General features: G+C 43.3%; 13 protein-coding genes and 1 pseudogene. 12 read left to right on the plus strand and 2 right to left on the minus strand.

Going from position 1 to position 21004, the window contains the following annotated elements; genetic code table 11:
• Positions 1-39 precede the first annotated feature (39 nt).
• From WA407_RS18015 to WA407_RS18025, 3 genes are read left to right on the plus strand one after another with little or no spacing between them, the layout of a single operon-like run.
• Positions 40-3396 (plus strand): DUF5107 domain-containing protein, encoded by a 3357-nt coding sequence (locus WA407_RS18015; protein ID WP_336077942.1) that lies wholly within the window; start codon positions 40-42, stop codon positions 3394-3396.
• The gene (locus WA407_RS18020; protein ID WP_336077943.1) at positions 3389-4675 is read left to right on the plus strand and encodes a cellulase-like family protein; all 1287 of its coding nucleotides are present in this window, start codon (positions 3389-3391) and stop codon (positions 4673-4675) included. The genes WA407_RS18015 and WA407_RS18020 overlap by 8 nt, the downstream gene beginning before the upstream one ends.
• A 21-nt stretch (positions 4676-4696) precedes the next feature.
• On the plus strand, positions 4697-7054 hold the full coding sequence (locus WA407_RS18025) for a beta-galactosidase (protein ID WP_336077944.1): 2358 nt from the start codon (positions 4697-4699) through the stop codon (positions 7052-7054).
• A 100-nt stretch (positions 7055-7154) separates the two neighbouring features.
• Here WA407_RS18025 and WA407_RS18030 read toward each other — a convergent pair whose 3' ends face one another.
• Positions 7155-8138: a glycoside hydrolase family 5 protein gene (locus WA407_RS18030; RefSeq protein WP_336077945.1), complete on the minus strand. Its 984-nt coding sequence runs from the start codon at positions 8136-8138 to the stop codon at positions 7155-7157.
• A gap of 497 nt (positions 8139-8635) precedes the next feature.
• On the opposite strand from WA407_RS18030, the gene WA407_RS18035 reads away from it, so the two are divergent.
• From WA407_RS18035 to WA407_RS18055, 5 genes are all read left to right on the plus strand, one after another.
• Positions 8636-9202, plus strand: a complete 567-nt coding sequence (locus tag WA407_RS18035) for a 5' nucleotidase, NT5C type (RefSeq protein ID WP_069291023.1) — start codon at positions 8636-8638, stop codon at positions 9200-9202.
• 121 nt (positions 9203-9323) lie between these two features.
• Positions 9324-10118 carry a Nif3-like dinuclear metal center hexameric protein gene (locus WA407_RS18040; protein ID WP_336077947.1) on the plus strand — a complete coding sequence of 265 codons (795 nt, stop codon included), beginning with the start codon at positions 9324-9326 and terminating at the stop codon, positions 10116-10118.
• Positions 10119-10197: 79 nt separating this feature from the next.
• On the plus strand, positions 10198-12552 hold the full coding sequence (locus tag WA407_RS18045; RefSeq protein ID WP_336077948.1) for a glycoside hydrolase family 2 TIM barrel-domain containing protein: 2355 nt from the start codon (positions 10198-10200) through the stop codon (positions 12550-12552).
• 235 nt (positions 12553-12787) lie between these two features.
• Positions 12788-13996 (plus strand): MFS transporter, encoded by a 1209-nt coding sequence (locus WA407_RS18050; RefSeq protein WP_442952042.1) that lies wholly within the window; start codon positions 12788-12790, stop codon positions 13994-13996.
• Between the two features lie 20 nt (positions 13997-14016).
• Positions 14017-14586 carry a sugar O-acetyltransferase gene (locus WA407_RS18055; protein ID WP_165178915.1) on the plus strand — a complete coding sequence of 190 codons (570 nt, stop codon included), beginning with the start codon at positions 14017-14019 and terminating at the stop codon, positions 14584-14586.
• A 121-nt stretch (positions 14587-14707) separates the two neighbouring features.
• Here the strand turns inward: WA407_RS18055 and WA407_RS18060 are convergent, their stop codons facing one another.
• Positions 14708-15259: a helix-turn-helix domain-containing protein gene (locus tag WA407_RS18060; protein WP_336077950.1), complete on the minus strand. Its 552-nt coding sequence runs from the start codon at positions 15257-15259 to the stop codon at positions 14708-14710.
• 113 nt (positions 15260-15372) lie between these two features.
• On the opposite strand from WA407_RS18060, the gene WA407_RS18065 reads away from it, so the two are divergent.
• The 4 genes and pseudogenes from WA407_RS18065 (at position 15373) to treR (ending at position 20840) form a co-directional block, all read left to right on the plus strand.
• Positions 15373-15954 carry a LysE family transporter gene (locus tag WA407_RS18065; protein ID WP_336077951.1) on the plus strand — a complete coding sequence of 194 codons (582 nt, stop codon included), beginning with the start codon at positions 15373-15375 and terminating at the stop codon, positions 15952-15954.
• Between the two features lie 272 nt (positions 15955-16226).
• Positions 16227-17966, plus strand: a complete 1740-nt coding sequence (gene treC, locus WA407_RS18070) for an alpha,alpha-phosphotrehalase (protein ID WP_336077952.1) — start codon at positions 16227-16229, stop codon at positions 17964-17966.
• A gap of 90 nt (positions 17967-18056) precedes the next feature.
• A pseudogene (gene treP / locus WA407_RS18075) lies at positions 18057-20014 on the plus strand (PTS system trehalose-specific EIIBC component).
• Between the two features lie 76 nt (positions 20015-20090).
• Positions 20091-20840 (plus strand): trehalose operon repressor, encoded by a 750-nt coding sequence (treR, locus tag WA407_RS18080; protein WP_069291030.1) that lies wholly within the window; start codon positions 20091-20093, stop codon positions 20838-20840.
• Positions 20841-21004 lie beyond the last annotated feature (164 nt).

Here is a 21004-nt window from a genome sequence, read left to right on the forward strand (position 1 = left end):
CTTGTAAGCTCTGAATATAAGGGCGACTATGAGGGAGTGATGGAATTGAGCATTTTCGACGCTAGGGCACGCGTGTGGGAGGAAACTGTGCAGATCCCCACGTATGGAATTGGCAAACCTGACAAAAATCCAATGTTTCTGGAGAAACGTGTCTACCAGGGAAGCTCCGGTCGAGTGTACCCGCATCCGGTAATTGATAAAATTGAGGATGAGAAGAAACTTGAAAATTACCAAATGGTTTTTCTGGAAAATAAATATTTGCGCATTGAGATCATGCCAGAGCTGGGAGGCCGCATTTATCGTGCGGTCGACAAGACCAACGGTTACGATTTTGTATATTATAACAGGGTCATCAAACCAGCGCTTGTGGGCTTATTGGGGCCGTGGATATCTGGAGGAATTGAGTTCAACTGGCCGCAGCATCACCGTCCCAACACTTATGGACCCGTTGAATACAAGTTGGAAGAACATGACGACGGAAGCGCAACGATATGGGTGAGCGAAATTGATCGTATGTTCGGCACGAAAGTAACAGCGGGTTTTACACTTCAACCGGATAAAGCATACCTTAAAGTTGGAGCCCAGCTATACAACCGGACTGCCGAGCCTCAAACGTTTCTATGGTGGGCCAATCCAGCCGTAGCGGTACATGAGCACACACAATCTGTTTTTCCTCCAGACGTATCAGCCGTGTTCGACCATGGAAAGCGAGATGTATCCCGTTTCCCGATCGCTACAGGCACTTATTATAAAATGGATTATTCTGAAGGCGTAGATATCTCCCGATATAAAAATATTCCTGTCCCCACTTCATATATGGCCTATAAATCGGATTACAATTTCATAGGTGGTTACGACCATATGAAACAAGCCGGGCTTTTGCACGTGGCCAACCATCACATCTCTCCCGGAAAAAAGCAATGGACATGGGGAAATGGCGAATTCGGCCAAGCATGGGACAGGAATCTAACAGACGAAGACGGCCCCTACATCGAGCTGATGACGGGGGTATATACCGATAACCAACCAGATTTTACTTGGCTTCAGCCGTATGAAGAAAAATCGTTCTCGCAGTATTTTATGCCTTACAAACATATTGGTATGGTCAAAAACGCTTCAATTGACGCAGCCGTTAATCTGGAATTAAATCGCAGCGAAGGGACAGCACAGATTGGAGTCTATGTAACTTCCTCATTTCGTGAGGCTGTTGTGGAATTAAGTAGTCAGCGGAAAGTTTATATTAAAGAAACCTTAGATCTGACACCTAATAAGGCCTTTATACAGAAGACAGTTATTTTGGCTGAGGATGGGGATTATGAACTATGCTTAACCGTCAAAGACGCGACCGGAAGGGAGCTGATTAGCTACCAGCCGAAGAAAAAGGAAGTTGAACAGATGCCGGCCGCCGCCGCCCCCCTGCCAGAACCGGAGAAATTAAGAACGAACGAAGAATTGTATTTAGCAGGACAACATTTGGAGCAATACCGTCATGCTACCTTTGAACCGGAGGCGTACTATCTTGAGGGCCTGAAAAGAGATAAAAATGACAGCCGCATAAATGTGGCATATGGTACGTTACTTCTTCGTAGAGGGTTGTATTCAGAAAGTGAAGAGTGCTTTCGTAAAGCCATCTCGCGGGTAACCTGGCGTAACTCTAATCCCTATGACGGTGAGGCCTACTACCAGCTTGGCTTGTCGCTAAAACACCAAGAGCGGATAGATGAGGCGTTCGCTGCATTTTATAAATCGGTATGGAGTGCAGCATGGCAAGACAGCGGGTATTTCTCACTGGCACAGATTGCGACAGAACAAGGGAACTATGAAGAAGCATTGGAGCTCGTGGAGCGTTCAATCATCCGCAATGCTCACAATTACAAAGCACGCAACCTGAAGTCGGCTATTCTTCGTAAGCTCGGCAGCTACGAAGCGGCAATAGCCTTCTCCAAGGAAACGATGAAGCTCGATATCGCCGATTTTGGAGCTTACCGTGAGCAAGCATTATCTTTAGAGGCTCTCGGGTTACGAGATGATGCTAAAACGGTCCTCGAAGAGTTGGGAAAATGGATGCGGGGAGATGTGCATAATTATATAGCGGTAGCATCGGACTACGCGGCGGCGGGACTCTATGAGGATGCAGCATGTGTGCTGGAAGAAGCTCCAGAGCAGGCGAAGACACACCCTATGCTGTATTACGTTCAGGCCTTCTGCTATGCTAAAATCGGCAAGCATGAGCAGGTGAACAATGCTCTCGCTCAGGCCGCAGATGCAGTACCCGACTACTGCTTTCCTAACAGTCTGTTTGAGTTGGATGTGTTACAATTTGCAATTCGAACGAGACCGGGGGATGGAAAGGCGCATTATTACTTAGGTAATTTACTCTATGATAAGAAACGGCATCTGGATGCCATTTCCAGCTGGGAAACGTCTCGTTCCATTGACGATACTTACCCCGTTGTTCACCGTAATCTTGCTCTTGGATATTTTAACAAACAAGGCCAAGTAGAGAAGGCTCGCCATTCGTTAGAGCAGGCCTTTGCGTGCAATACTTCAGACGCGCGTGTTCTTTATGAGCTTGACCAGCTGTATAAGAAGCTGAACATCAGGCCCAACGACAGATTGAACCTAATGGAGAGTTATCCGGGAATCATAAAGCTTCGCGATGATCTGTTTTTGGAATATGTAACCGTTCACAATACGATGAAGCAGCATAAGGTAGCTTTGTCCTTGCTGACAGGGAGAATATTTCATCCATGGGAAGGAGGAGAGGGGAAGGTAACTGGACAGTATAGGCTTGCCAAGGTAGAGCTTGCCAAGTCCGACCTGAGGTCTGGACGGATTGAACAGGCTGTAAAAGGGCTGCGGGAGGCTTTAGTGTATCCAGAGAATCTTGGCGAAGGTAAGCTAGAGGGTTCCCAAGATAACGATATTTACTATTATTTGGGCTGCGCGTATGAGCTATTGAAATTAACAGATGAGGCAAGGCAGGCCTTTTCCACGGCCTCTCAAGGACTGGGGGAACCTATTAACGCCATGTATTATAACGATCAGCAGCCGGATATGATATTTTACCAAGGATTGGCCTGGCAGAAACTTGGCTATGCGAAGGAAGGCATGCGTCGATTCAACAAGCTCATTGATTACGCCGAAAGACACTTATTTGAACCCGTAAAAATGGATTATTTCGCGGTCTCGTTACCCGACTTTCTCATCTTTGAAGATGACCTGAATATTCGTAATCAGGTTCATTGTACTTATATGAAAGCACTTGGTTTGCTTGGATTAGGGCGACAGGACGAAGCTATCTTGCATTTTAAATCCGTGCTCAAACTGGAAGCTAACCACCAAGGAGCATTGAACCATATGGACTGGGACTGGGAGGGGAAATCAAATGAATAATCTCATGAGAAAGTTACCGCGTAAATTGACGATCACCATGTGGGACTTCTCCTGGTATACAATGACACAGGAAGGTGAGCCCTACAGCGATCTTGAAGCCCGTTTTAAGGAAGCGATCGAAAGAGGGTACAATACGATCCGAATATGTGCTATGCCATTCATGTTGTTTACAGCGGATGGCAAACGCCCCGGTCCCTTGGAGTTTGCTAACCTTGGGGAAGTAGGCCAGCGTACGCGTTGGTATAACTGTCATGGCGGCGCAGTGCTGGACGGGCATGCTCATTTGCTTGAACTGTTTAAACAAGCTAAGGCTCATAACTGTTACATTATGTTATCCTCTTGGGAATATCAGCAGAGTCCCAGCTTTCTGGCTCATGCTGGGCTTAGAGATGAATTAGCTGCAATTCCTCCTAAGGAGAGATTCATGGCCATTGCAAAATCAATGGATCAGTTGATCCGTTTCGTCACAGCAGAAGGCTATAGGAACCAGATTATCTATACAGAGCTGCATAACGAAGTGGAATTTGGGCAGTTAAACGCCGTCGGAACATCTGAAGGCATAGCCGAAACGAATGTACCAGCGCTTATTGAAGCCATGCAGCCCTACGTAGAAGAAGCGATAGAATATCTCCGCCAATGTCATCCCGATATCATGATGACCGCCAGTTATACGTTAAATGAAGCCTACCCTAAAGCTTACGTCGCGCGCAATATGCAGGTTGCCCATTTTCACCTTTATATTAAGGGGGTACTCAATGAGCTTATGGAAGCGGCAGCGCTTTATGATGAGTTGGCGCCGTTCCCCAATCCATTCGTGCAATCCCTATTAAGAGAAGACGCTCCTCCATTTGCAGAGTGGAACCTGCCTCCGGAGCAGAATTGGCGGATGGAAGGCAATCCAGTCGGCATGAGGCTTATTTATTTGCATGATTGGGTAGATCCCGATCAATGGGATTTATTTTTGTACGATCGGTATGGAGACCATAAAATTGCCATGTTGCAGAAGGCCGACTCCCGATTGGAAGAGATTCATGAATGGACACGTCATTCCGGCATTCCAATTGTCATAGGAGAAGGTTATGTAGGCTACACGCCGCTGTATGCCCAATTTGAAGAAGGCCCAGTCGGTAAATTTATCGCTGAATATGTGTTGCGAAAAGGAATAGCACTTGGATTCTGGGGAATGACCCTCTGCTCTAACTGTGCTCCCCATCATCCATTCTGGAATGATATCGCTTGGCAGCGCAAGTGGAATCAATTTATCCTGAATTCAGATTAACGAGTGAGGGGAGTGAACTCCATGAGAAACTATCGAGTTACAGTCAAAGACGATCAAAAGCATATTGTTAAAGGACATATCAAACTTGGCGGCACCAATCCAAAAGGAGAGGAAATCGGATTCACCAACTATTTTATGGAGAAGGACGGAGAGCCCTTTTTCGGTATTTGTGGTGAATTCCATTATGCCCGTTATGATGAACGCTATTGGGAAGACGAAATCATTAAAATAAAAATGGGCGGCGTAAATATCATTGCCACTTATATTTTTTGGAACCTACATGAAGAAGTTGAAGGTATTTTTAATTGGAGTGGGAACAAGGATCTTCGTCGTTTCATCGAGTTGTGCGGCAAACATCAGGTATACTCCATTATTCGGATCGGACCCTTCAATCATGGGGAAATTCGAAACGGCGGTATGCCGGATTGGTTATTTGGTCGACCATTTGAGGTTCGTTCTAATGATGAGGGGTATCTGTTCTATACGAGAAGATTGTATAACGAAATCGGTGCCCAGGTTAAAGGGCTGCTATATAAGGAAGGGGGGCCGATTATCGGCACCCAAATCGAAAACGAACATCATCATTCATCTGCCCAGTGGGCATGGACTGTAGGAATTAATGATATGTGGTTAAACAGCGGAAGTGACGGTAACTCGCATATGTTAAAACTTAAAGAAATAGCTCTGGAAGCGGGGATTGATACTCCGATCTATACGTGCACAGGATGGGGAGGAGCCACAACTCCTGTCCCTGATATGCTGCCATTATGGGGCGGGTATGCCTATTGGCCATGGATCTACTACGAAGAGGGACGTTTGGAAGGGATGGACGAGCATCCTGCGACACCGGAATACATTTTCCGAGACAAGCATAATAACAAGATTCCAAAGAGCTACAATTTTGAGCCTCAATATGCCCCTGAAGACTATCCGTACGCTTGCTGTGAAATGGGTGGCGGCATGGTTCAGTTTTATAAATATCGGTTCGCCTTTCCCTACCGTAGTGTTCCAGCGATGACTGTCATGAAGGTTGCAGAAGGCTGTAACCTGATCGGATATTATATGTATCATGGGGGTTCCAATCCTCGAGGTCAGGTTAACCCGTTCACAAATGATCTAGCCACCCCTAAAATATCCTATGATTTCAACGCCATGATCGGCGAATTCGGTCAAGTAAGGGAGTCATACCAAAGAACAAAGCTGCAACATTACTTTTTTTCAACGTTCCAAAAACAATTCTCTCTAACAAAGACTATTCTGCCAGGAGATACGTCCCAGATGGACCCTTATGATGTGGAAACGTTACGATATGCAGTGCGATCCAGTGCCGGATCGGGGTACCTATTTCTAAATAATTTCCAAGACCATGTCGAAAATGACGACCTGTGCGATTTTAATGTGAGCATTGAGCTGCCCGAGGAAACGATTGTAATTCCTAGTCAAGGTGAACTGACGTTAGGACGTGATAGCTTCGCCATATTGCCATTTAACTTTAATTTAGATGGAATAATGCTTAAATATGCTACGGCACAGCTGATAACAAGGATAGAAGAAGATGGAGAAGTATATTATTTTTTCTTTGTACCAGAGGGCATGAAAGGAACGTATGCAATGGAGTCACAAGATATCATCAGTGCCACAATCGACAAAGGTTCGATAGAGCAATTCGATGGGAACACGATCATTAAGGTTGCTGAAGAGGAGGATAGTCTCATCCATTTGGTATCTGAAAGTGGCCAAAAAGTTGCCATCTACACGATGACTGATGAGCAAAGTCTTACATTTTGGAAGGTGAACATGCAAGGCCGCGACAGAGTGATGCTGACAAATGCCAATGTACTTGTATCTGAGGGCGATCTAAGGCTGGAATCAACGGACCAAGAAGTGGTAACCCTGAGTGTATTCCCGGATTTTGACGCCTCATTCACATCTATTTCCGGTGGAGAACTGCTTGAAATAACAGAAAGTGAATTATTCAAAACGTATCGTTTAAAGGCTCCTAAGAAAGAAATCCATTTCAATTTGAAAAGGGTAAATAAAGATAAATTTACTATTGATTTCGAAACAGATGCGTTTCATGGAATCAAGGAGGCTCTGCTGCGTATCGATTATACTGGAGATATCGGTTATGCTTTTATGGATGGCGAACTGATCAATGATAATTTCTGCAACCATACGACTTGGGAAATAGGTTTGAAAGCATTTGAACATCGGCTCATCGAGCAAGGGTTGTACGTATATGTTTCCCCCATTCGAAAGGGTAAGGTTCTCAACAGCAATACGACTATGGCGGGCTGGAACGAGGCGACAAAGGAATGTATTGTAGATATTGGTTCGGTTAGCCTTGTGCCTGTATATGAAATCAAAATCACCATATAACCCAGAAGGTTATATGGTGATTCTTTTCCAGAATAATCTACATAAAATAATCAGCCAGTGAATACATGAGTCTTTTTTATTTTCTTATCTTAATGTGTTTTTAGTAGATACCGGCTTTTTTTGATGTTTGTTTGATCCCGTTGCTTCCGTTAACTACAGTTTTTCCCCAATCCGTCAGATTGCCATTAGGTCCTGTTACAAGATCAAGGTAGGAAAGGTTGGAACTATTACCATACCAGGACCAGGCTAACCAGCCTATCCCTTTGGATTGTCCGTATCTCATGATTTCTGTCTCGTCGACATCTGCTCCTTGATGGTAACCGCCAAATTCACCAATAATCAGCGGAAGTCCTTGATTCAGAACGTTATCAATATGGGTTCGAACAGTTTGAGCATCTTTACCCGCGAACTCATACATATGGATGGAGAATACCGTATTTTTCAAAGAATCAGCTGCAAATACAGATTTACCAAAGTCATTGATAGACTGAGGATATTGTCCCCATCCGGCACAATCAACGATGAGCGTATTTTTGATACCTGCGTTTCTCAACTTGGGAATCGCTTGCTTGTATCCATCAGCCCAACCACTTCCATTCCAAGAACCATACCATTCGTTCGCAATGTTTACGATAACCCGATCTTCCTTGCCGATCAGAGCATCTTTTATGCTAATCCAGTAGTTCACAGCTGCATCCAAAGACGCGTAGTCGTCTTTGCCCGTAGCGTCATGAACTTCAAGCACAGCAATCATTTTGTAACTCGTGACGAGAGAGATCATATTTTTCACGGAATTAATGTCATCCTTGGTGTACTGGTTTCCGTTAGAAAGGACAATTCGGACGGTATTAGCACCTGTCTGGGCAATTGCCGGGATAGCTGTATAAAGATCGTTTTTGTACCAACTGTGAGCATGATTGACGCCTCTCATAACAAACGGCTTGCCTGTAGAATCATACAATTTGGTACCGCTTACATAAAATCCTGAAGCAGCTTGTGCCTTGGAGAAGAATCCCCCCAAACCAATCATGATAAGCACACCGACGAGTCCAGACAATAATGCTTTTCTTAACAATACCTTCATTTTTTTACCTCCCTAAATATATTATTCAACTTCCTGCTATATAGAGATGAAGTAGGTATGTAAGTATGTATACAGCAGTAAGCTAAACACAATATAAAACGCTTTCATTTTTGGTGATAGTTATTTTTTGTTATTCTATCATTTGTGTTTTTGTTATGCAATTGATTTTTTTATCTATTTTTTTGCTTTTGAAATACAGATACATAGATTACTTATTTATGTGTGATTTTTCTATGATTTTATTGTGCTCGTTGCTTATATTAAGGTGTATTCCTTCGATACTTATTTGTAATTTAGTTTTTTTTAAGATAAAAATAACCTAACTAGTTTTTCTTTAGTGTGCCTAGATTATGTAGATAAACCTAACTTTCTGCTTGGATGATTATCTTGAACAAAGGTGAGATCTATCGGAAGCAATACCTAAGCTTCACCACGATATTAAATTATAGTATGATATTCTTATGAAAAATTTTACCAGAGTGAATAGGGGCAAGCTGATGAGAAAACCAATCATTGCAGTCGATATGGACGATACCATCTGTCATCTCGTCAAACGAGCCATATACCATAACAATAGTGAATTTCCCACTCATCCGCTTCGGTATGAAGAAATGTTAGATTGGAACACTGATCATCTACGTCATCCGAAGAGCACGCTTGATGTATTTTATGGACGACCGGGTTTGTTTGAGGAACTTGAACTATTTGACGAGTATGTTGTAGAAGAAATGGAAAAGCTTTGCAATGCTTTTGATGTCATTATTGTGACAGCGGCAGAACCCAAGACCGTCGTAGAGAAATGGAACTGGCTTCAAAGACATATGCCATTCATTCCGATTGAGAACTTTTTCCCATGTAAACGAAAAAACCTGATTAACTATGATCTCCTGATTGATGATGGTCCTCATAATTTAGTGCCTGCGCTAGAGGCGGGGAAAAAGGTGCTTTGCATTCCTCATCCATGGAATCTGAGAGCAAGAGAGCAATATGAGTTCCCCGTCATGACATCCTGGCAAGGGGCAAAAGAACGAATCGACTCCATTTTAGGGGTTCTGTATAAATAATAGAACCATTCGTAAAACAGCTGGCTCCTTTGGAACTGGCTGTTTTGTTAGAAAGAATAGCACTTATGATTGAAATAAAATGGTACAATTGATATACCTTATCCATGAGGAGGGAACGTGTATGACCATGACTATGGGGCAGGTTGTGAATCATCTGACCAAGGGAATAAGCATACCCAACACCACCGTAGATCTGCTGGAACCAGGATTTATAGATATTGAGGTACACGGAATTGTAACCGCTTTCTCCGCTTCGCAGTATGTGATAGAACAAGCTATTTCTCTAGGTGCAAATTTTATCATTACGCATGAAGGCATCTTTTATAGTCATCAGAGGATGCATGAATGTTTACTACATGATCCTGTTTTTTTGCAAAAATCTCGCCTCATTGCCGATGCAGGTATAGGCATTTATCGGTTTCATGACGCCATACATCGTTATCAACCGGATGGAGTGATGGTTGGGCTACTTCAGGCGCTTGACTGGCACAACTACATTGTGAAGCAGCAGCCGACGGCCGCCATTTTGACTATTCCGGTTATGGAAGTTCAGGAGATCGCTGAATATATTAAAGCCAAATTACATATTCGTTATGTACGGGTGGCTGGTGAGGTTTCCATGCCATGTGAACGAGTGGGAATCTCAGTAGGATACAGGGGAGGTGGTGATCTAGCCATTCCATTATTTCTAAATGAAAATGTAGATTTAGTCATTGCCGGTGAAGGCCCAGAATGGGAAACACCAGAATATGTTAAAGATGCCGTCTATCAAGGTCAAAGTAAAGCACTTATCATGCTGGGACATGCTGAAAGTGAAGCACCTGGGATGAAGTATCTCGCAGATGTACTTTCCGCTCAATTTCCAATGCTCCCGGTACACTTTATTGAAGATCGCCCGGTGTTTCAAATATTGTAATGAGAACACGTCTTTTGTGATGGTCATCCAGCACTGCTGTTATATCCGTTCATCCACTTTATGAAATGGAGGCAAGATGATGGGAAGCAGAGTGATTATGCCGTTCAAAACGGACTGGAAGTTTATAGAGGGTAATTACGCAGGTGCTGAGAAAATGGACTACAACGATGAGCATTGGCGACTCCTTCAGGTCCCTCATGATTGGAGCATTGAGAAGTCCTTTGATCCACATATGCTGTATGGTGGCAATCAAGCTTATTTGCCGAGATGGTCTGTCGGATGGTACAGAAAGCACTTTAATGTGAAGCCCTCCTCTCCAAAACAGCGCGTATACATACAATTTGATGGCATTCACAGTAACAGTGAGGTTTGGATCAATGGACATTTTGTGGGCAAGCGGCCCTATGGATATGTTAGCTTTCAATATGATTTGACTCCATATATTCGGTGGGATGAGGAGAATGTGATTGCCGTCAAAGTGGACAATACGATTCTTTCACCTGACAGATGGTATTCGGGGGCCGGTATTTATCGTAATGTCTGGCTGATTTGTACGGATTATATTCATATAACCGAATGGGGGACTTACATTACCACACCTGAAATTTCGCCAGATGAAGCCAAGGTGACTGCCAGAATCCAGGTCACTAATCATCACGCGCATGCCGTAAAGTGTACGATTATGACTGAAATGCTGGACCCACAGGGACAGATCAAAGGAAAAGTTGAAAACCGAGTCACTCTTTCGAGTTGTGAAACGGGGGAAATAGAGCAAAAAACGCGAGTTTTAGAACCAGAACTATGGTCACCGGACAACCCAGTGCTCTACGAAGCCCAAACGACAATTTATTGTGACAATACAGAGGTGGATCGTTATTGTACCCCTTTTGGCATAAGAGAAGTGAAGCTGGACACTCAAAAAGGTTTGTTTCTGAATGGGGACAGCTTAAAGCTAAAGGGAGTGTGCATTCACCATGATTTAGGCTGTCTGGGGGCTGCTTACCATGATACAGCCATGAAAAGAAGGCTTCAAAAGCTGAAGGAAATGGGCTGTAACTCGATCCGTTTTGCTCATAACCCGATGGCGCCCGAATTATTAGATTTATGTGATCAGATGGGGTTCTTGGTGGTTGATGAGGCTTTTGACAAATGGAAATCTCCTTTCTATGAGCATTTATATGATGAGTGGTGGGAAAAAGATCTGGAAGCAATGTTGCTCAGGGACAGGAACCATCCCAGTGTTTTCATGTGGAGCGTTGGGAATGAAGTGGAGAATCAAGGTCAGCCATCCATGCTCAAAATGTTGGAGCAGCTCGTAGGTTTCTGCCATGAAAAAGACCCAACTCGACCAGTTACATGTGCGCTTGAGCCGCATAATACACCGATCAGCTTGCGTGAGGGTTCAATTGAGGCCAAAGTGGAGCATACCAAACAGCTGGCACAACGAGTGGATGTTCTAGGGTTAAACTATCAGGAACAGTGGTATGAGCACTATAGGGCGGCCATGCCGGATACGCTAATCCTGGGAACAGAAACATTCCCATACTATCGGGGTAAGGATAACCGGGTTAAAGGTTATTTGCCTATGAATCCCTGGTTTGATGTCGCTAATCATGATTATGTGATCGGTCAATTTGTTTGGAGTGGAATTGACTATTTGGGAGAAACGAGCTATCCCTCCAAAGGGTGGTCTTCGGGCCTGATTGATACTTGCGGATTCCGCAAACCAGTATCTTATCTCCAACAAAGTTTATGGTCTAATCAGCCTGTTGTGCACATAGCCGTATTTAACGAACATATGAAATCGGAATTTAATCCGACATGGACGATGCACTGGAGATCTCCGGCCATGGAAGATCACTGGACATTTCCTGAATACGCTGGAAAATTGATACGGTTGGTTACCTTCACCAATTGTGAGAGCGTGGAATTGATCGTGAATGATGAATCATACGGTGAGAGGAAGTTAGTGGATTATCCTAATCATTTGATCGTATGGGAGCTTCCCTATACACCGGGCGAAATCCGGGCTGTGGGTCGTAATGGAAACAATAAGGTTTGTGAGCATGAATTAACCACTGCCGGACTTCCTTATGCTCTAAAGTTGGAGGCTGATCGGGTAATGCTACCTGCTGATGGGCATGAGATATCTCATGTAGAAGTAACCGTCATAGACCAAAACGGGATCATTGTACCTAACCAGAATTTTGATGTAACCTTTAAACTACAGGGTGATGGTCGTATCCTTGGAATAGACAATGGTGATCTCACCAGCGATGAATCCTTCAAGGGGAATGAGAGACGAACACACAGAGGAAGGTGTCTCGTTGTTGTACAGTCCGGTTATGTGGCTGGTGAGTTGTTGCTTCAAGCGTCAGCAGATGGAGGGTTGCTGGGAGAAACCAGACTGAAAATAGAACAAGAACGCAAATGATAATTCAAGGTTGATTCAGTATAAAGCTCGTATAGTTTAATTAAAAGGTCTGAATAGGTGATGAGTGCTCATGCTTTACCTGCTCAGGCCTTTTTTATATGTTTACAACTGACGGTCAATAACGATCTATGACTATAATTCTCTTTTGACAAATAGTTTGGATACGAATAAAATGACTAATTATAATATAACTTATTAAAAGATTAATAAAAAGTGGTGATAAGGAGATAAGTAAATGCCAGTAGAACCATCCATGAATCCTCGGGTAATTCGTAATATTTTGTTTTTATTATTCGCTTTACCAGGTGTAGCTTTTGCTTCCTGGGTGTCTCGAACGCCCATTATACGGGATATTTTGCATGTCTCGACTGCCGAAATGGGAATCATTATTTTTGGATTAGCTGCAGGTTCTTTAGTGGGACTACTCAGTGCAGGCAATATGATTTCTCGTGTAGGTGGACGGGCGGTCATTCTGGGAAGTGCGATTTTGATTGTAAGCGGTTTTGTCATTGTAGGGTTGGGAACTGCATTTTCGCTCACGAGCATCGTGTTTGCTGGTTTAGTCATCTTTGGAGGTGGTTATGGGACAGCAGAAGTAGCTCTGAATGTCGAAGGTTCTGCGGTAGAAAATCAATTGCAAAAAACGCTTTTGCCGGCTTTTCACGGTTCATTTAGTATGGGGACACTTGTAGGTGCAGTCATCGGTTCTGGAGCAGCGGCACTACACATACCTGTTGTGGTCCATTTTGGAGCGATGGCTGCCATGATTGCAGTGATAACTTTCTATTTTTATCGTTTTCTGCCTCACGATACAGGTATAGAGAAAGAAGTTCCTACTCAAAAGGTTGGATCTAATCTCAAGGCGCAGCTTGCTGTATGGAAAGAAAGACGAATTTTATTGATCGGTATCATCGTGTTAGGTATGGCGTTTGCAGAAGGGTCTGCGAATGACTGGCTACCGCTAACGATGGTGGATGGTTATGGCGTGGATTCTTTAACAGGTTCCTATATGTATGGACTATTTGTGGCAGCGATGACCATTGGACGTTTTACCGGAGGATTCATACTGGATAAATACGGCCGTGTCCCTGTATTGAAAGGAAGTGCTGTCCTGGCTGCTATCGGTATCATTCTAGTGATCTGGGGACAGCATTACCTCATAGCCGGATTGGGCGTCGTATTATGGGGGCTTGGAGCCTCACTTGGTTTTCCTGTGGGCTTATCTGCTGCCGGAGATGACCCTCGTGGTGCAGCTATCCGGGTTGGAGCCGTAGCCACGATCGGTTACATTGCCTTTTTAGTAGGTCCCCCAGGCTTAGGATTTTTAGGTGAACATGTTGGACTTCTGCATGCCTTGATCGTAGTGCTTGTTGGCGTTATTGTTGCTGGTTGGATATCCGGTGCAGCCCAACCTATTGGGGTGAAAGAAAAGAAATCAAATTAAAATATAAAGGGGATTGTCGCATGACTATGAAAACGGAAAAACAAAAGATGATGGATGGGGAACTGTATGTAGCTGCTGATCCTCAATTAACGCAAGAAAGAGAGTATGCGAGAAGATGTGTACGTCTCTTTAATCAGACGGCAGAGACGGATCGTGAGTACCGTGAAAAGTTACTTAAGGAGCTTTTCGGATCAACTGGTGAAAATATAGGTATGGAACCCAACATACGCTGTGACTACGGATACAATATTCATGTTGGGGAAAATTTCTACGCCAACTTTGACTGTACCATTTTGGATGTTTGCGAAGTGCGTATTGGAGATAATTGTTTCCTGGCTCCAGGAGTTCATATTTACACAGCGACTCACCCCATAGATCCGTTTGAACGAATCGCTGGCCCGGAGTATGGAAAGCCTGTTAAGATTGGCAACAATGTATGGATTGGCGGTCGAGCAGTTATTAATCCCGGTGTTACGATAGGTAATAATGTCGTCGTGGCATCAGGAGCAGTAGTAACCAAGGATGTTCCAGACAATACGGTTGTAGCTGGAAATCCGGCACGAATAATTAAGCAAATTAAAATCTCCTAAACAGCATACAAGTAAATCATATAATATTTTGTACCGATGATCCTATTAAAAGGGCTCCTTATTTTAATAGGATCATTTGAATTTAAAGACTTGAACACTTATAGTCTTCAAGATTGAACTACTATACAGAGTAATAAATAATCATATTCATCCGAACCAGTGTTTCTCCTAGATTATAGTAAATGTGTGGGCGGTCTGCTTTAAAGCGGATCGAATCCCCAGCTTTAACCGTGTACATTTCTTCGCTAATTTTTACCACCATCTCACCCTCAAATACCGTAATAAATTCTTCTGTACCTTCACGGTGCGGCGCTGAACTCAGTTCCCCGCCTGCTTCAATCTCTACGGTGTAAACCTCAAAATTTCTACTTCCTTCATAGGGGAAAAACGGATACAACCGATAGTGATTATTTTCTTCAAGCACTTGTACTTTGCTTTTAGGAACGACTACCGCATCTGCAGGTGGTTCATTAATCAGAGCAGTGAAAGAGATTTTTAAGCCGTTCGCAATTTTCCATACGGTTGTAATCGAGGGATTAGATTCTCCCCGCTCAATCTGACCGAGCATCGTTTTACTGATCCCCGTCAGATCAGCTAATTTATCTAGACTTAATTTTCTTTCATTTCTTAGATGCTTCAAATTTTTACTTAAAATCAGATTAATATTCTCCATAATTCTCCACTCCTATTGTGCTTTATAAAGAACATATTGTACAATCATAAAGTACAAATGTGCGCTTAAACGTACATTTCATTCAATTATAACATACGGGAGTTGATTGTTGCATGCCGTTTATTCCGTTCCTTTCTTATGTACTTGTTACCAGCTTTACGCCAGGTCCCAACAATATTATGTCTTTAGACAGTGCCAGACGGTTGGGTTTGAAAAAAGCATTCCCATTCTTGCTGGGAGTAACAGCAGGCTGTTTCGCTATTATGCTGTTAGCCTGCTATTTTAATCTTGCTTTGTATCATTTTTTGCCACGGGTTAAGATCTGGATGAATGTCCTCGGCAGTCTGTATATGCTCTATCTGGCGGTGAAAATTGCAAAGAGCAAATCCTCTACGGACGATAATGATCACAATGAGGGATATTCCTTCAAATCAGGACTGCTGCTGCAATTTATCAATTTAAAAATCATTTTGTATGGTATTACGGTCATTTCAACGTTTGTAATGCCTTATGATGTATCGTATATAGAGCTTATTACGATTTCATTACTCCTGACCTGTATTGGTTTTTTAGCTGTAGTGAGCTGGGCGATTTTTGGCGCTGTGTTTCAACGTTTCTTGAATAAGCATGAGCGTTCCTTCAATATTATAATGTCCTTATTGCTCCTTTATAGTGCACTATCGATATGGATGTAAATGAGCACCTTATTCATCATAGAAAAGAAGGGTTCCTGACTATAGGCAGGAGCCTTTTTTTCGTGTGAATTGAGCTTATTCTACGAGTCATAACATACAATCGAACAGAATGGATGAGTCTCCTGATCATTTAGCTGCAAAACGGGTATTACCTTAATAGATAAAGCTGTTGACAACTTGTATATACATGACTTAATCTTGTATATACAAGATGTTGAAAGCGTTATATTATTTTTACGCTACTTCATTTCGCAAGAAAGGAATGAGCATGAATGGAAGCAATGAACAAGACTTTAATTCCTCAAGATAAAGACTGGTGGCGTAAATCAGTAGTCTATCAGGTTTATCCCAAAAGTTTTAACGATACGACGGGCAAAGGAACCGGTGATATAAGAGGACTGACGCAAAAGCTGGATTATTTAAAAAAACTGGGTGTTGATATTGTCTGGTTGCAGCCTGTATATGTCTCACCACAACGTGATAACGGATATGATGTAGCCGATTATTGCCAGATTAATCCCGATTATGGAACCATGCAGGATTTTGAAGAATTGAGCGAGGGAATCCGGGCACGTGGGATGTACTTAATGATCGACATCGTGGTTAACCATTCTTCCACAGAACATGCCTGGTTTCAGGAGGCACGGCTTTCTAAGGATAGTGAGTATAGGGACTACTATATCTGGCGTGATCCAGCACCCGATGGTGGACCACCAAACAATTGGGTTTCCAAATTTGGTGGACCTGCTTGGCAATATGACGAGGCAACAGGCCAATATTTCCTGACACTATTTGATAAGACTCAGGCGGATCTAAACTGGGAAAATCCCAAAGTCCGTCAGGAAGTTGTCAATCTGCTGGAATTTTGGGCTGAGAAGGGAGTCAGTGGTTTCCGGCTCGATGTCATTAATTTGATCTCCAAAGATCAACAATTCTCGAATGATGATGGGAGCACGGTTCCTGGCGACGGACGTAAATATTATACGGACGGCCCACATGTGCATGAATACATTCATGAGTTACATGAGAAAGTATTTGCCAAACAGAATAGCGTCACTGTGGGTGAGATGTCCTCTACCTCCCTAGAGCACTGCATTCGTTATTCCAATCCAGAGAGAAAAGAATTGTCCATGACCTTTAATTTTCATCATTTAAAGGTGGATTACCCAAATGGACAGAAGTGGGAACTCATGCCATATGATTTTGAAATGCTGAAAAAGCTATTTTCGGATTGGCAAACGGGCATGCAACAGGGTGGCGGCTGGAGTGCATTGTTTTTTAATAATCATGATCAGCCAAGGGCAATCTCTCGCTTTTTGGATGATGGCCAATACCATGCGGAAAGCGCCAAGCTGCTGGCAACCACGCTACATGGTCTTCAAGGTACACCTTATATATTTCAAGGTGAAGAAATTGGGATGGCCAACCCGCAGTGGGCAGACATTGAAGAGTTTCGGGATGTTGAATCTCTGAATATGTATCGTATTTTACAGGAGCAAGGCAAAAGTGCAGAAGAAGCATTGAATATCATTCGAGAGCGGTCTCGTGATAATTCGAGAACACCGATGCAGTGGGATGGCACTCGCAATGCGGGCTTCACTACAGGCACTCCTTGGATTAAAGTAGATGAACGATATCCACAGATTAATGTTCAGGCTCAGTTAGAGGACCCGAACTCTATCTATCACCATTATCGTAAGCTAATTCATCTGCGTAAGACGGTGCAAGTCATTACCGATGGGAATTATCAACGCTTGGACGAAGCTCATCCTCAGGTCTATGCCTATCAACGCAGCAATGAAGAGGAGACTTTGATCGTCATCTCTAATTTTAGCGGACAGGATGCGCAATTCTGTATACCGGATTCATTTTATTCACGATTAATAAATCAAGCGTTGGATGCGGCTGAGCTCTTAATTGGTAATACCCAGCACGCCCCAGAGCTAAAACAAATGATCTCTTTAACCCCATATGCTTCATATATGTGGATTGTTCGTAGACTTAGTGAATAGTATGGAGACATCTAGTAGCACCCTGGGCATGTTATTTTGATAACCGGGGTTGCTACTTTAAAATGAGCAAACGTTAAGGGAGTGGGCTAAATGGCGATTGAAAGATCACAGGTAGAAGACATTATAAAAGCCGTTGGTGGCAAAGACAACATAGAGGCCTCTACGCATTGCGTAACTCGTCTGCGATTTGCCCTTTATGATGATAAGCTGGTTAATAAAGATGCACTTGAACAAAATGATCTGGTCAAAGGCCAATTTTCTTCACAAGGACAATATCAAGTCGTGATTGGCCCAGGTCTGGTGGATAAGGTATATGACGAAATGATCTCCATTACAGGAGGTAGTCGGGCTTCTAAAGACGATGTCAAAAATGCGGCAAGCAAAAAACAAAATCCAATTCAGCGTGCCATCAAGACGCTGGCAGATATTTTTATCCCCATCTTGCCGGCAATCGTGACTGCAGGCTTATTGCTTGGAATAAATAATATTTTGACTGGCAAGGGAATCTTCTTCGAAGGTATGGCTCTGGTTCAGGTCTATCCTCAATGGACCGACTTTGCTGCTATCATTAACACCATTGCCAGCACCGCCTTTACATTTCTACCTGCCTTAATTGGATGGTCGGCTGTTGTCCGGTTTGGCGGCAGTCCTTTACTCGGGATCGTACTGGGTTTGATTCTGGTTCATCCGGATCTGCTAAGTGCATACGGTTATGCAGATGCTGTTACCAAAGGAACCGTCCCGGTTTGGAATTTGTTTGGGTGGGAAGTGAACAAGATTGGTTATCAAGGACAGGTTTTACCCGTTTTAGTATCCGCTTACGTGCTCGCGCACATTGAGAAATTCCTAAATAAGAAGATAGCAGATTCATTTAAACTGTTACTTGTAGCACCGATTACATTATTAATAACGGGATTTCTGGCATTTACAGTGATCGGTCCGGTTACTTTTATGATTGGTAATGCTATTACGTCTGGTCTTGTATACGTTTTCGATTTGGCTCCTGCGCTGGGAGGCCTGATTTATGGAGGCTTGTACTCCTTGCTCGTGATTACGGGAATGCACCATACTTTCCTGGCGGTGGACGTGCAATTAATTGGTACGCAGGGTGGAACATTCCTTTGGCCGATGCTGGCGCTGTCCAATATCGCTCAGGGTGCCGGAGCACTGGCAATGATGCTGGTATTGAAGGAGCAAAAGGGAAAAGGATTGGCTCTTACCTCTTCAGTGTCTGCATTTCTGGGTGTAACCGAGCCTGCCATATTCGGGGTGAATATCCGATATAAATATCCGTTTGTATTCGCAATGATCGGTTCCGGTATTGCAGGTATACTGCTCACCGTAAATCATGTGATGGCTTCTTCCATTGGTGTGGGCGGGATTCCAGGCTTCTTGTCTATTTTCCCAAACAACTGGGGTGTATTCTTCATCGGGATGGCGATCGTGTTAATTGTGCCGTTTGCTTTAACTTTTATGTATGGGAAACTGCTAAATAAGCGCCGTCAGGCTGCACCAGCCAATGATTCGTACAAAAAGACTCGCTTCCGCAAAATACTGCAATAGATGTGCTTGAAGTGAGGACTCCCGTACGAGGACGTGTTGTACCGCTGGAACAAGTTCCTGACCCGGCTTTTGCCGAACGGCAGATGGGGCAAGGTATTGCAGTGGAACCGAAGGATGGCAAGATTCTTGCCCCATTCAGGGGAAAAGTTATTCATATCATGATGAAAAGCAAGCATGCCTTGATTTTGGAGCATTCGACAGGTGTACAGATTCTGGTACATGTGGGGATCAATACGGTGTCACTGAAGGGTGAGGGATTCACCATGCATGTGGAGACCAATCAAACCGTGGAGCAAGGACAACTACTGATGGAATTTGACCGTGATCTGATTCAGAGATCCGGATATCCCGTCATTACACCAGTCATTGTGCCGGATGGTCAAAGTATGATTGAATCGGTTGAAGAACTGCCAGGTGAGGCAGACGATTTGCAGTATACCTTAATGAGAATTCATTTGAATTCTTCATCAGGTCATAGGAATTAATTCAGATTCAATTCGCACAGTCTATTATAGTGAACAGGGAAGTGAAAGAATGCTACAATGAACGTGGTGATGAAAATTGACAAAGAATATATTTTTGCAAATTTATCAGGATTATTCGGGACGAATCCAGACAGGCGAATTGGCTCCAGGCACGAAAATGCCATCTGAAAATGAACTGGCCCGAGAGTATAACACTTCTCGTGAAACCGTACGTAAAGCACTTCACTTGCTTGCACAAAATGGGTATATCCATAAAATAAAAGCTAAAGGATCTTTTGTTCTGGATATTGGACGGATGGATTTTCCTATAGGAGGACTGGTCAGTTTCAAGGAAATGTCTGAACGAATTGGGCGTACATCACGAACCATTGTACATGAAAATCAGCTAATTCCAGTTCCAGATGACATAGCCAATCATCTTGAGATTGACAAAGACAAGTATTTGGTCTGGAAAGTTATTCGTGCGCGTGAGATTGAAGGTGAATGCGTCATACTGGATAAAGATTACTTTCGATCAGACATTGTACCTGTGCTTACCGAGGAAATTAGTCGTGGGTCCATCTACGAATATTTGGAGGGAGAGCTCCATCTTCAAATTAGTTATGCCAAAAAAGTGGTTTCTGTAGAAAATGCAGATGAAGAAGATCATAGGCTGATGGACCTTCAGAACTACACTCATGTGGTCGTAGTGCGTAACTATGTTTATCTGGAGGACACCACGTTGTTCCAGTATACCGAGTCAAGGCATCGGCTAGACAAATTCCAATTTATCGACTTTGCCAGACGTTCCCACGGTGAAGACAAGAGAGCAGATTTTTTAAAATAACGATCATAAAATAGTTAAGAAACCCCGTCTTTTAAGACGAGGGTTTCTTTTTTACCTTGGATGCAACTGCTGAGCAGCTTGTATACTGGCATTTGAGGGATTTGAATTTGCGTTTTATCCAAAAGCTGTTTATAGAATATTAAAAGGTTATATACTGTTTAGAA

Source organism: Paenibacillus sp. 203, assembly GCF_037027525.1.
Classification (GTDB): domain Bacteria; phylum Bacillota; class Bacilli; order Paenibacillales; family Paenibacillaceae; genus Paenibacillus; species Paenibacillus polymyxa_B.